Raw genomic sequence first — 13013 nt, forward strand, 5'->3', positions numbered from 1 at the left:
ACTGCTGCTCTGGATCAAAGGCTCGCAGATCCTCGAGTTGTCTACGAACGACCTCGACTGCGCTCGCGGTGATATCAGCGGACAGCAGTGCGGAAAATTAAAAAAATTAGATCGACAGCAGAAGGCGTCCCGCAGAGGCAGATGTGAATGCATAGGCAATATGGAGCGTGGTTGGAGACCCCAGACCACTGCTGAAATGTCCCCATTGCTTATGACGCGCACGTACGAAAATTTGGAGTAATTGCAGGCAGTTCATGGGCACAACTCGCTGCCAGATGCGCAACAGTCTGAGACACATCCCTTCATCGGCGGACCGACCGCTTTCAATCGTGTTGTGACGGCGGAAAGAGTCCGCCGCACACCCTTGCCCTCGCACAAAGACACGCGGCGGCCGCGCAGCGCGACGATGAATCGATTGCCAGTGGACGTCTCGCTGAATGCATCGCACCGCCGCCTCGCGCAGATCCGATTCGAATTCCGCCAGTCATCTTCCTTCCGTGAAACAAGCGGCATAAAATTTTTCACCAATTTATAAATTTAAAATCAATGAGTTACATCCGTTTTCGTAACTTGTTTCACGGATAACGCCCGACGTGTGGTGCTACGTGTCCTTCTCGGTTCGACGGGGAAGGAGTCGCCGCTCGAATAGCTGCAGAAACGATCATTCGTAACGAATGATACAGATTTTGTATTGACTGGGTTGGAGCGCGTAATCGTCGCATGCGCTAACTCTCACCCAGTAGTGGGCAGAAATCTATGATACGTTATATCATCACAAATCCCCTGGACGGCGCTGGGCGACCGTGTCTATTTAATGAGTATCAGAAACGTTATAACGTTACATGAAAGCAAACAAAAGCGAACCTAACCCGACCACGCCCGGCTCAAAACTCCTAACCCTGACCGCGCTCCTTCTCACATCACCCGTCCGAGCCCAAACGAACGCGATCGAAGACACCCCGATCCCGCCGATCTTCGTCACCGCCAATCCACTCGGCGCGAACACTTTGGTATCTCCAACGAGCGCGCCAGAAGGAAATGCACTCGCCTTGCGAGACGCCAATTCCCTAGGCGAAACGCTCAACGGTCTACCCGGCGTCTCCACGACAACCTACGGCCCAATGGTCGGCCGACCGATCATCCGCGGCATGGACGGCGACCGTATCCGCCTGCTCCAAAACGGCGTCGCGGCTTTCGACGCATCGTCGCTTTCATACGACCACGCCGTGCCGCAAGAGACCTTGTCCGTGGAACGCGTGGAAATCGTGCGCGGACCGGCCGCCTTACTCTACGGCGGCAACGCGATCGGCGGGGTAGTGAACACAATCGACAACCGCATTCCGCGGGAATCGATCGAAGGCGTAACGGGCCAGGTCGATGCCAGCTACGGCGGCGCCAACGATGCCCGCGCCGGTGCCGCGCAAGTCGAGGGCGGCAACGGACGCTTCGCGTTCCACGTCGATGCCTTCGATCGCGAAACGAGCAACGAACGCATCCCCGGATTCGCACATTCCGATCGCCAGCGCGCGATCGACGGACCCGATGTCCCGCAACCCTACGGCAGCATTCCGAACAGCGACGGCCGATGGCACGGCGGCGCCGTCGGCTCGTCGTACACGTGGGCGGACGGCTACGCGGGCATCAGCTACAACGGTTACGACGCGAACTATGGTTCGGTCGCCGAGGACGACGTGCGTCTACGCATGCATCAGGACCACGTCGCGGCTGCATCCGAAATTCGCAATCTTCAGGGACCCTTCAGCCAGTTGAAGTTCAACTTCGCCTATACCGATTACGAGCACAAGGAAATCGACAACGGCGAGACCGGCACGACCTTCCGCAATCATGGCTACGAGGCGCGCATCGAGGCGCGGCACAAGAAAATCGGCCCGCTCGACGGCGCGATCGGCGTGCAATTGAGTCAGAACACGTTCTCGGCCCTCGGCGACGAAGCGCTCGTGCCCACGTCGCAGACGACCAACGCGGCGCTTTTTGGTCTCGAAGAGTGGACCGTCACCGATGCGCTCAAGCTGAGCATCGGCGCACGGTACGAACACGTGAACATCGACCCGACGTCCGGCGGAAATGAAAAATTCGCCGGCTCGCCAAGGCGCGATTTCAACGCGGGCAGCATCTCCGCCGGCGCGCTGTTCAAACTGAACGCGGCCTGGAGCCTGGCCGGCAATATCGCGTACACGGAGCGCGCGCCCACTTACTACGAGCTCTACTCGAACGGCCCGCACGATGCGACAGGCCAATATCTGATCGGCAACCCCGACGCGCAGAAGGAAAAAGCGATATCGACCGATCTGTCGTTGCGCTTCGCGAGCGGCCCGAACAAGGCGAGCGCGGGCGTCTTCTACAGCCGTTTTCGCAACTACCTGACCGAGTTCAATACAGGCCGCCTCGTCAACGACGACGACGAACCCGTCGCGCCCGGCACCGACGACGCGCTCAACGAAGCGGTCTATCGCGGCGTGCGCGCGGAGTTCTACGGTGTGGAGCTGGACGGCACCTGGCGCGTCTTCGATAAGGGCGCGCAGCGTCTCGATGTCGAATTCGTCGCGGACTACACGCACGCGCGCAATCTCGATACCGGCGAGGCGTTGCCGCGCATCTCACCGCTGCGCGCGACGCTCGCGCTCGACTACGCCTACGGACCGTACGGCGCAAGAACCGAACTGGTTCATGCGTGGGCGCAGCATCGCGTTCCCGAAAACGACCTGCCGACCGCCAGCTACACGACGCTCGGCGTCATCCTGACGTACAAGTTCCGCTTCGGCTCGACGAACTGGCTCGCCTACGTGCGCGGTCAGAACCTGACGAATCAGGAAGTGCGCTACGCGAGCTCGGTCGTGCGCGACATCGCGCCCGAAGGCGGCCGCAGCGTGATGATCGGCTTGCGGACCGCCTTCTGACGACGAGGCGAGCGGGTAGCGTCAGAGCGGCGCCGACTTGCGCGTCGGAAGCGGCTGATAAGGTTCGCCCGCCTTGAAGCGTTCGAGCCGATCGCTCGCGACGGAAAGCGCACCCATCGACGCGCGCCGCAACTGATGATCGTAAAGCGACACGATCGCGGCGAGCCGGTCGAAATCTTCCGCCGCGAGCGTCCATGAACCGGACGTGCGGCCGGCGTCGAACACGGCGGCCATCGTCTGATCCGCGCGAAGCAGCTCGTCGTGCGAGAAGTCGCCGTGGCCCGCTTCCGCGAGGAACTTGGCGAGATACATCGCCTCGGTGATGTGCTGCGCGGGCGCGATATCCGGCGAACCGGAACGCAAGGCCGTCAGCGACATATGGGCCGCGAGCGCGAGCTCGTCTGCCACCGCGCGCGGAATGGGAAGCAGCTGCGCCTTGCTGAGCCGCGCGCGCGTCGCCTGAGGCGAGCGCTGGAAGGGAAGAGTGCGTGACATGCGAGCATCGATGGTTGACCTTCTCAGGTTAACGTTCATCGATCGCGGAATCTGAAGGGTGCTGACCGCGTTCCTGTGCGAAATGTTCGACGACCGCAATCGCGCGCTCGCACTGGTCGGCGTCGAGCGTGTGGATGCTGCACTTGTCGGGCTCGACGCCGATCGTCTGCGCGAGCCATTTCATTCCCTTGGACCGCGCCTCAAAAACGTTGCAGCCGTCGCGCCGGACCTTGGCCTGCACGAGCGGTTCGAGCGCCGCATGCAGTTTCACTTTCAGATCGCGCAATCGCGCATCGGCGAGACGGCCGAGCGGGACGTTGCGCGTGCTGCGCGGAAAAATGCCGATCCACGCCTGACAATCGGCGCACATCCACAGCGGGCCGTGATCGTCGCGATACGGATAGGCTTCATCGCCCGCACGCGTCAACGTTGCGGGCGCGCCGCAATAGTCGCAGTTCGGATGGGGAAGCGGTTTGACAGGTCGGCCGACACGCATTGCCAGAAACTCACGAGAGGGAAAACCAATATAGCAAAACCGGAAGTCCGCTTCGAAATGCATGCTCCCCGAAAGTTCCGGATATCGGTGATATCGCAGCCCGCTTAAAGCAAGCCCGTTCGCAACGAGCTCGTCACGCGCAAGAGCAAAGGAGCGCTTCGATCGGGAATTTACTTTTCCGATTCACGGTATAGGGTAAGGAGTGCGTGCTACAAGCTTCGCACTTCCTCGGAGCCTACAGGCCCCAACCCTCACGTTCGATCAGAAGCCTGGAAGGCGCACCGTCCTCGCGCCCGACCGGGTCCGTGCATGTATGCCCGCAAGCTCGTCGCAAGCTTGCAGTCCTCAATTGATTAATGATTTAAGAGGTGATGGCGATGAGAGCAAATTATCTATTGGCAGCAACGGCCGCTGGCATCTTCGCGATGAGCACTTTCGCCCAGGCGCAAGACACGCAGATGTCGCCCGCACAGGGCAGCGCCACGCAGCAAAGCGCGCAAGACAGCAGCACCGCAACGAGCGATTCGAGCTATGGCGGAGCGATGTCGATGAGCAAGTCGGGCAGCGCGTCGCGCGATGTCTGGACGGGCAGCACGACTCAGCTCTGCACGCCGGGACTGAGCTGCAATATCTATAGCGGTCAATAAGGCAGAGTTTCTGTAGTGCCTACCGAAGGCGCCGGGGACGCCTTCGATCTCATTCCTTCCTCCAGTCCGTTCCCGTCCATTCGCAGTCCCCCGATGGCGGGGTGCCGCCCCTCCCGATGCGTGGTTTTTCCCGACGATCGTTCGGTCGATAGTAGAGCCCATCACAAGACGGCCACTCATCGGCCACGCGTGGGTTCTCCACACGACAAACTCCCATCTGCGGCGAAGCGGCCAGAACGCGCGGCATGCGCGACGCTCAGTTATTGCCGACGCTCGCGGATTTCCTGGCTTCACATTCGTCGAGGCCACGTTCGTTCTCTATGCATGAGCCCATCTGGACAGCCGCTGTCACGCGGCCAGCAAGGAGGTACCGAAATGAGACCCCATCTGACGAAGTACGCGATGTTCCTCGCGATCACCCTGGCGGCGTTCGGCGCGACATGCGAAACGAGCCTCGCCGCGACCGGCACGGACGATGCAGACGCACGCCTTATCGCCGTCGACGGCGGTCCGCTCACGCTCACCGTTCAGACGCCGTCGGGTGGAACATCGCGCCTGATCTACGCCGATGAAGACGGCTGGCGGCTCGATGATCGCGACGCCCGTCTCAAGCCCACGGAAGCGCGCATTACGCCTGCATCGGCGGAACCGCAAAAGGAAGCGTCCGCCGGCGAGCGTCCGATGACCGTCTTCATCGACGGCCCGACGGGTTTCACCTATGTGTGGATGCGCGATCAGGGCTGGAAGTACGTCGGCCGGCTGGCCGATCGCAAACATTGAGCGGTCCTCGTGACGCGACCCTCGATTTTGTGCTTGATTGCGTGCATGGTCGGCGCGTCGCTATCCGCGCATGCGCAGACGCAAGGTCCCGACGCCGCGCTCGCCGATGGATGGCGCGCGGTGCGTGTCGCCGACTGCGCGCGCTGTCATGGCAAGGATCACGAGGGACTCGCCGCGCCGTCGATCGTCGGCTTTGCGCGCACGCAGAGCCGCGAGCGTTTCATCGCCGCGATTCTCGACGGCAATCCGCAAATGGGCATGCCTTCATACCGCGGCAATCCGCTGATCGAGAATCATATCGACGATATCTACCGCTACTTCGCCGCACGCGCCGACGGCAGTCTTGCTGCCGGCGCGATGCCGGGTCGCGAGTGAGATAACGCAACTAGACTTTAAATGCGCGCTTTCAATCGAAGCGCGAACGGAGGTGAATCATGAGCTTCACTCAATCAATCAGCGACGGCACCGGCTGGTCCGACAAGCTCGACGATGCGACCACGCTCGCCATGCTCGTCACGGCGATCGGCACGCAGCAGACGAAGCTCGCGGCCAGCAGCCACACGGGCCTGAACGGGCTGATCGACCGCGCACAGCATCAGAAGCAACTGCTCGGTGCGTTCGGCACGCTTCGCATTGCAGACGACATTCCCGAGGCCGCGCGCTTCGGACCGTTCGCGTCGGCGGGGCCGGCCACGTATCGCGTCGCGTGCCGCATCTCCAACGGCCAGCCGTGCCCGCAGGCCGATACGTCATCCGATGTTCGCGGCATCGCGCTGAAGTTTTTCACGCAGCAAGGCGTCGAAACCGATCTGCTGATGACGAACGAAGGCGGCCGCTCGCATGCCCGCGATGCGGCGCAATTCATGGCGGTGGCCGATATCATCGTCGCGTTGCTTGCCGAGGGAACGGTCAGCGGCATCGCGCAGGGCTTGCGGGAGATGATGATGGCGCGGCTCGGGCCCGTCGAGGGCGCGCGCATTCTGGCGATCCTCTTCAAGGAAACCAAGGCGCATCACGTCGGCAGCGTGGCGACCGAACACTACTGGGGATCGGTCGTGCAACTCGGGCGGGCCGCGATCAAATACTCGCTTCACCCGCACCCGTCGACGCCTGCCGGAACGAACGCCGAGCGTCATGGCGATAACTACTTGCGCGCCGACATATTCAATCGGCTTGAGCAACGTCCGGTGAAGTGGCAGCTCGGCCTGCAATTCTTCATCGACGAAGAAACGACGCCGGTGAATGATGCATCCGTCGCATGGAAGTCGGACGTGGTCATGATCGGCGAGCTGGAAATCGATGCGCCGCCATCGGCCGATGAAGAAACGCGCATCGGCCAGCTCGCGTTCAATCCGGCCAACGGTTTCGCGCCGCTCGGCATCACACATGCGCGCCAGGATGTGTATGCCGCGAGCGCCGCGAATCGCAAGGCACGAGGCCTTCTTTCAAGTGACGAAGCACGCACGCTGCTGAGCGGCCACTGACGTTCGCCATCGCGCGACTGCGCAAGATCGCGAGTCGCGCGACGCTTTTCTCCGATAATGGTGCGCATTCAGAAACGGGCCATCGTGCCCGGGCGCTTCACCTACATCGGAGCCCGCCATGCATCTTGCCGGCATGATTCTTCCGATCTTCGCCATCATCCTGACGGGATGGGTAGCGCGCGTTTCGGGCTACATGCCGCATGCGCTGGCGCCGTCGCTGATGCGCTTCGCGTACTACGTCGCAATGCCCACGCTGGTGTTCCTGACCATCGCCGACGAGTCTTTGCATTCGCTGCTGGAATGGCGCTTTCTCGCGGCGTTCGGCGGCGGCTCGATGATCTGCTTCGCCGCCGTGCTGCTCGTCGCGCGAATCGCACGCGGTGCAAGTCTTGCGTCGAGCGCGATGCTTGCCGCCGCGGTGTCGATGACCAATACGGGCTTCGTCGCGCTGCCGATCCTCAAGACGCTCTACGGCAAGCCCGGTGTGCTCGCGGCGGCGGTCGCGACCGTGTTCGTCGGCGCGATCATGTTTCCCGTGCTTGTCGTGCTGATCGAAATCGGCCGTCTCGATGCGTCGCGCAAGATCGACGTGACGGCGCTCGTTCGCCAGATCGCGACCAATCCCGTGATTCTCGCAACGATCTGCGGACTGCTGTGGTCGATCGGCGGATTGACGCTGCCCGCGCCGGTCGCTTCGTTTCTCACGATACTCGGCGAAGCGCTGACGCCGTGCGCGCTCTTCGCCATCGGACTCGATCTGAGCTTGAGCGAGTTGCGCGGACGCGTGAACCTCTATGCGCTTCTGACCGCGCTCAAACTCGCAATCGTGCCGCTCGTCGTGTACCTCTTGTGCATCGCGAGCGGACTCGGCCACACCGCGACCATCGCCGCGGTCGTGTGCGCCGCCGTGCCGACTGCAAAGAGCGCTTACGTGCTCGCCTCGGAATACGACGTCGAGAAAAGCGTCGTCGGCGCAGTCATCTCGATGACCACGCTCCTTTCGATCGTCACGTTGCTCGCGTGGCTTTACATCCTTTAGCGACGCTTCACACGTCGCCCAGTTCTTCATCGACATTGCGCTCTTCGTCGTCGGGCGGCGAAATGCCGAGCGCCTTGTCCCATTGCGGCTCGCTCAGATAGCGCTCGCGCAGGAAATCGACGAAGGCTTTCACCTTCGTCGTCGAGCGATGCGATGTCGGATACACCGCGCTCAACCACAGCGGCGGCGCCGCGTAGTCGGGCAGCACGCGCACGAGCCGGCGTTCGAGCAGATCGCTTGCGGCGACCATCGTCGGCAGATAGACGACACCCGCGCCCGCGCGCGCAAATTCGAGCAGCAGATGCACGCTGTTCGTCTTCAACACGGCGTTGAGCGCGATTTCATAACACTCGTTGCCCTTCATGAGCGGCCAGTTGTCGCCCCACGGATAGTGCGCGTAACGCGCGAAATCGTGACGCAGCAAATCGAGCGGCGTCTCGATCACCGGCTCTTCCTTCAGATACGCGGGCGTCGCGCACAACACGCCGCGCACCGGAAAGAGCTTGCGTTCGACGAGCAGATTCGATGCAGGCGGATAGATCTGCAGCGCGAGATCGAAGCCTTCCTGCACGGGATCGATCACGCGATCGTTCACCGTCACGACGAACTCGATACGCGGATGCGCCTCGCGAAACGCGATCAGCGCCTGAGAAAAATGCCCGAGCGCGAAGCCCGGCAGCACATGGACATTGAGCGTGCCCGACAGTGATTGCGTCTGCTCGCTCGCGCGGCCCGACAGTTCGCCCACCTTCGAGACGAGCAGCAGGCAATCGCGATAGTACGTTTCGCCGACTTCCGACAACCGCACCGCACGCGTCGAGCGATGAAACAGCGCGACGCCGAAATGCTCCTCGAGCTGCTTCACGCGCGACGTGACCACCGATTTCGCCACGCCGAGCTGACGCGCCGCGCTCGCGAAGCTCTGCGCTTCGGCTGCGCGCACGAAGGCCTCCATCGACATGAAGAGGTCCATGCTTCCTCCTGTTTTCGTCGCTAGGCCGCGCCGTTCCGGTAACGCAGCGGCGTCGTGCCGAGCCGCTCGGAAAAGAGCGCCGTCATGTGTTGCTGCGACGAGAATCCGCACGCGGCGGCGACATCGACGAGCGGTGCATCGCCTGAACGTAGCATGCGCGCAGCAGCGCCGATGCGCTTTTCCAGCACATACCGATACAGCGAATAACCGGTGCGCGCCTTCACGCCATCGAAGACGGCGCGCACGGGCAGTTCGAGTTCGGCGGCGATATCGGCGCAGGAAAGACTCTGGTCGATGTTATCCGCGACATACGTTTCGAGCGTGGCGAATCCGGCGTCCGTCAGCGCGGATTTGCGCTCGCGCGACGCGCGTTCGAGATGCCGCGTCGTTTCGATCCACGCGAGCGTGGCGACGCATTGCAACTCCCACGGATCGACCTTGCCCGATTCGCCGGGCGCTTTCTGGCGCGCATAGCGCACGAGGTGCCGGATGGAATCTGCGCCGAGATTGCTGCGGCTGCCCGCGCGGCGCAGCGGCTCCGTGCTGCGATCGGCGATGCGATTCACGAACGCATCGGCATAACGAAACGCGATGAAGCCATGCCGCACGTCGTGCGCATCGATGCGCATGCTGCCGCCGCGCGGATGATAGGCGGCCGTTTCCGCGCGAAACGTGAAGGGCGCTGCGGGGCCGTCGTCGTAGCGCGTATCGGAGACGATCGTGCCGAGCAAAAGGCAGATCATGTCCGACGAATTGCTCAGCTCCAGCGAATAGGGGCGCGGGCCCGAGATGCAGTATTCGAGTCCGGGAACGCCTTTGACCGCGCTGAAGCGGTCGATGCGGGCGGGCGCGGCGATGGCGCTCATGATCGTGTCTCCGTGTTTTGCGCGGCTTGCCATCGACCATCGGACGCCGCTGTTCACGCGAGTATAGATGCGCGCGGGAAGCCCTTGCACGCGCGATGGGTCGCCGTTCGCGAACGCCGCGTGCGCGCTTTGCGTCCCGGTGTAAACCCGGATCCGTCAGCAAGCCGCCCGGAATCTGTAATCCGCGAAACCTGAAAGACCCGCACGCCGCGTCTTCGTAACGTTCGCTCATACGACACGAACGACGGAGACGACGATGCAAAAACGGCACACACGAAAGACGATTCGAAGGCGGAGCACTTGCGCGCTCGCCGTGCTCGGTGCGGTTTGCTCGATGACGGCGCACGCTTCGGGCATTCCCTTCGCGACGGACCGGCCGCAGACCTGGCAGTTCAGCAGCGACTTCGAAGGCACGTACGATTCCTTCGGCCAGAACCTCGAATGGAATCACGACAACCGCGCATTCGATTCGCACGGCAATCAGGTCGCGGGTCCGGGCACGAACACGTTCGTCGGGCTCTCGACGTTCATTCACTACTGGAAAGTGCCGTCGCTGCCGCATGTCGGCTTCAACGCGAGCATCACGCTGCCCGAAATTCGCACGCAGGGCTCGCAGTTCTCGGCGAGCGGCATCGGCGATCCGCTCATCGGCGGTCTTGTCTGGTACAACCCCGCGCCCGCGACGACGCTCGGCTTTCAGGCCTACGTGCAGGTGCCGATCGGACAGAACGAAGTATCGACGAATACGTGGTCGTTCTAGCCATCCGTCTTCTACGACGACTGGTACGGGCATGTGAACGTCGATCTGCTGCTCGGCGGCATTTTGCGCGGACGTACGCTGCGCTCGGGTCAGGACGACCTGAGTCCGGGCAACACGTTTCATCTGAACCTGCGCGTGGGCTACAGCATCTCGCCGCCGGATAACCCCTTCGCGATTCCGTTCGTCGGTCTCGATTACCAGACGAGCGGCGGCACGTTCAACCAGACCGCATCGATGCCGCTCTCGAACAGCGCGAGCCGCGAAACGACCGTGGGACTGGGCGTCCTGTTCCAGTTCAAGCCGAACAGTCTGCCGTTCCTGCACCAGAAGATGTACGACCAGCTTTCCATCCAGTACCAGCACTCGGTTTCGGGGCGCAACACCACGCTCACCAACGGAATCCTCGTGCAGGCGTGGCACTACTGGTGAGCACATTCAAACGATGGAGACGAACATGAGTGAGACGAACAAGCTTCCCGCCGCATCGCGGCGCAACTTCATCAAGGCCGCGAGCGCCGGGACAGCGGCGGCCGCATTCGGCGCGGTGTCGCTGACCGCGCGCGCCGCGAGCGAGACCAAGTTCGATGCGCAATACGACGTCGTCGTATGCGGCGGCGGTGGCGGCGGCCTGCCATGCGCGCTGTTCTCGCGCTGGCTCGGCAATCGCGTCGTGATTCTGGAGAAGGCGGGCAGTGTCGGCGGCACGGCTGCGAAGGCCGCGTTCTGGTACTGGGTGCCGAACAACGAGCCGATGCGCCGCGCGGGCATCGCCGATCCGAAGGCCGATTACATGCGCTATGTCGCGCGCCTGTCGCGGCCCGAGCAATACGATCCTGCGTTGCCGAAGCTCGGCCTCTCGGACTGGGAGTACGAGATGTGCGAGGCGATCTACGACAGCGCGTCGCCGGCGGCGGAACTGCTCGCGAGCAAGGGCGCGCTGCCGTATCGGCATGAAGCGGCGGTGCCGGATTACTGGGCCGAACTGCCCGAAGACAAGGCGCCGCGCGGCCGCGTGCTGTTTCCGAAGGACGGCTTGCCGAGCATGTCCGATGGCGGGCGCGTCGCGATCCGCACGATGAGCGCCGCGGCACGGCGCGATGGCATCGACATCAAGACGGGTTATCGCGTGCAGAAGGTGCTCGTCGATGAAGCGGGTGCGGTGATCGGCGTCGAATCGCTGACGGAAGAGGGCGAGTTCTTTCGTGTGCGCGCCAAAAAGGCGGTGGTTTTCGCGACCGGCGGCTTCACGCACGATCCCGAATTGCGCAAGAACTTCCTGCATGGCGCGGTGTATGGCGGTTGCGCCGCGCCCACCAACGAAGGTGATTTCGTGCGCATTTCGAGCGCGCTCGACGTGCAGTTGCGCAACATGAACTACTCGTGGATGGCGCCGATCTCGCTCGACAAGGCCATCGCGAAAGACGGCTCGCTCTCCGGCATCTTCACGCCGACCGGCGATTCGATGCTCTACGTGAACAAGTACGGCAAGCGCGTCGTCAACGAAAAGCTCGCGTACAACGAGGTCTGCGCGACGTTTTCCGAATGGGACGGCGCGAAGGGCGAGTATCCGAATCTCACGCTCATTTCGATCTGGGACCAGCAGGCGCAGGACCATTGCGCGAGCGATGACTACGGCAGTCTCATCGTGCCGAAGGGTTCGAACGACCGTCACGTGCTGCGCGGCAATACGCTCGCGGAACTGGCGAATGCGATTCGCGCACGCATGGCGAAGTACAAGAGCGCGCTCGGCAACGCCGATCTCTCCGACGACTTCGTGCGCAATCTCGACGCGACGATCAAACGCTTCAACGGCTTCGCGAAGACGGGCGTGGATCAGGACTTTCATCGCGGCGAGCGCATCGTCGAGAAGCTGTTCAACGGGACCGTATCGAAGAAAGCGGATCAGAAGAACGAGACGATGTATCCGCTGAGCGCGAAGGGGCCGTACTACGCGGCGCTCATCGTGGCGGGCAATCTCGACACCAAGGGCGGCCCGAAAACCAATTCGCACGGACAGGTGCTCGATACACGCGGCGAGCCGATCAAGGGCTTGTACGGCGTCGGCAATTGCGTCGCGTCGGCGTCCGCGCGGGCTTACTGGGCGGGCGGCGGCACGCTCGGACCGATCCTCGCGTTTGCTTATCGTGCGGCGCAATCCGCTAGCGGAGTTCAATTATGATTCGGATGACTAATCTATTGGCGATGCTCGCGCTCGTCAGCGCAACGGCGCATGCACAGCAAGACCCCGTCGCGCTCGGCAAGAAGCTCACGACGAACAACTGCGCCGTATGCCACACCTTCGGCAAGGGCGAGCCGAACGGGCAAGGGCCGAATCTCTTCGGGATCGTCGGCAAGCCGATGGCGTCCGACCCGAGCTTCAAGTATTCGGCGGGCATGAAGGCGGCTGCATCGGGCAAGGTCTGGGACGACAAGCTGCTCGACGCCTGGCTCACCGATACGCAATCCGTCGCACCCGGCAACGCGATGACCTACTTCGAAGGCGATGAAGCGCGTCGCCAGAAGATCATCGTTTATCTGCGCACGCTGCATTGAAC

Annotated in this window: 12 protein-coding genes and 1 pseudogene; 9 read left to right on the plus strand and 4 right to left on the minus strand. The window is 62.5% G+C overall.

Features of this window, described 5'->3' with window-relative positions:
- Window positions 1-842 precede the first annotated feature (842 nt).
- Window positions 843-2918: a TonB-dependent receptor domain-containing protein gene (locus QCE73_RS19115; protein ID WP_309883046.1), complete on the plus strand. Its 2076-nt coding sequence runs from the start codon at window positions 843-845 to the stop codon at window positions 2916-2918.
- A gap of 21 nt (window positions 2919-2939) precedes the next feature.
- On the opposite strand, the gene QCE73_RS19120 is transcribed toward QCE73_RS19115, so the two are convergent.
- Entirely contained in the window at window positions 2940-3413 is a 474-nt protein-coding gene (locus QCE73_RS19120) for a hypothetical protein (protein ID WP_035500314.1), read from the minus strand.
- Between the two features lie 28 nt (window positions 3414-3441).
- Window positions 3442-3909: a zinc-finger-containing protein gene (locus tag QCE73_RS19125; protein ID WP_187607133.1), complete on the minus strand. Its 468-nt coding sequence runs from the start codon at window positions 3907-3909 to the stop codon at window positions 3442-3444.
- A gap of 425 nt (window positions 3910-4334) precedes the next feature.
- Here QCE73_RS19125 and QCE73_RS19130 point away from each other — a divergent pair, with 425 nt between their 5' ends.
- The 5 genes from QCE73_RS19130 (at window position 4335) to QCE73_RS19150 (ending at window position 7859) form a co-directional block, all read left to right on the plus strand.
- Window positions 4335-4556, plus strand: coding sequence for a hypothetical protein (locus QCE73_RS19130; RefSeq protein ID WP_309883049.1), 222 nt, complete (start codon window positions 4335-4337; stop codon window positions 4554-4556).
- 375 nt (window positions 4557-4931) lie between these two features.
- Window positions 4932-5336 (plus strand): hypothetical protein, encoded by a 405-nt coding sequence (locus tag QCE73_RS19135; RefSeq protein WP_309883051.1) that lies wholly within the window; start codon window positions 4932-4934, stop codon window positions 5334-5336.
- A gap of 33 nt (window positions 5337-5369) precedes the next feature.
- On the plus strand, window positions 5370-5711 hold the full coding sequence (locus tag QCE73_RS19140; RefSeq protein ID WP_309883052.1) for a cytochrome c: 342 nt from the start codon (window positions 5370-5372) through the stop codon (window positions 5709-5711).
- Between the two features lie 59 nt (window positions 5712-5770).
- On the plus strand, window positions 5771-6820 hold the full coding sequence (locus QCE73_RS19145; protein ID WP_309883054.1) for a catalase: 1050 nt from the start codon (window positions 5771-5773) through the stop codon (window positions 6818-6820).
- Window positions 6821-6938: 118 nt separating this feature from the next.
- A complete protein-coding gene (locus QCE73_RS19150; RefSeq protein WP_309883055.1) occupies window positions 6939-7859 on the plus strand; it encodes an AEC family transporter in 921 nt (306 codons plus the stop codon).
- Between the two features lie 7 nt (window positions 7860-7866).
- On the opposite strand, the gene QCE73_RS19155 is transcribed toward QCE73_RS19150, so the two are convergent.
- Together QCE73_RS19155 and QCE73_RS19160 are read right to left on the minus strand one after the other, a co-directional pair.
- On the minus strand, window positions 7867-8832 hold the full coding sequence (locus QCE73_RS19155) for a LysR family transcriptional regulator (protein ID WP_035500298.1): 966 nt from the start codon (window positions 8830-8832) through the stop codon (window positions 7867-7869).
- 20 nt (window positions 8833-8852) lie between these two features.
- Window positions 8853-9698 carry an AraC family transcriptional regulator gene (locus tag QCE73_RS19160; RefSeq protein ID WP_309883057.1) on the minus strand — a complete coding sequence of 282 codons (846 nt, stop codon included), beginning with the start codon at window positions 9696-9698 and terminating at the stop codon, window positions 8853-8855.
- Window positions 9699-10032: 334 nt separating this feature from the next.
- Between QCE73_RS19160 and QCE73_RS19165 the strand changes: the two are divergent.
- From QCE73_RS19165 to QCE73_RS19175, 3 genes and pseudogenes are all read left to right on the plus strand, one after another.
- Window positions 10033-10887: pseudogene (locus QCE73_RS19165) on the plus strand (transporter).
- A 25-nt stretch (window positions 10888-10912) separates the two neighbouring features.
- On the plus strand, window positions 10913-12637 hold the full coding sequence (locus QCE73_RS19170) for an FAD-dependent oxidoreductase (RefSeq protein WP_309883058.1): 1725 nt from the start codon (window positions 10913-10915) through the stop codon (window positions 12635-12637).
- Entirely contained in the window at window positions 12634-13011 is a 378-nt protein-coding gene (locus QCE73_RS19175) for a c-type cytochrome (protein ID WP_309883061.1), read from the plus strand. The genes QCE73_RS19170 and QCE73_RS19175 overlap by 4 nt, the downstream gene beginning before the upstream one ends.
- Window positions 13012-13013: the final 2 nt, after the last annotated feature.

It is taken from the genome of Caballeronia sp. LZ029 (assembly GCF_031451275.1).
GTDB classification, from domain to species: Bacteria; Pseudomonadota; Gammaproteobacteria; order Burkholderiales; family Burkholderiaceae; genus Caballeronia; species Caballeronia jiangsuensis.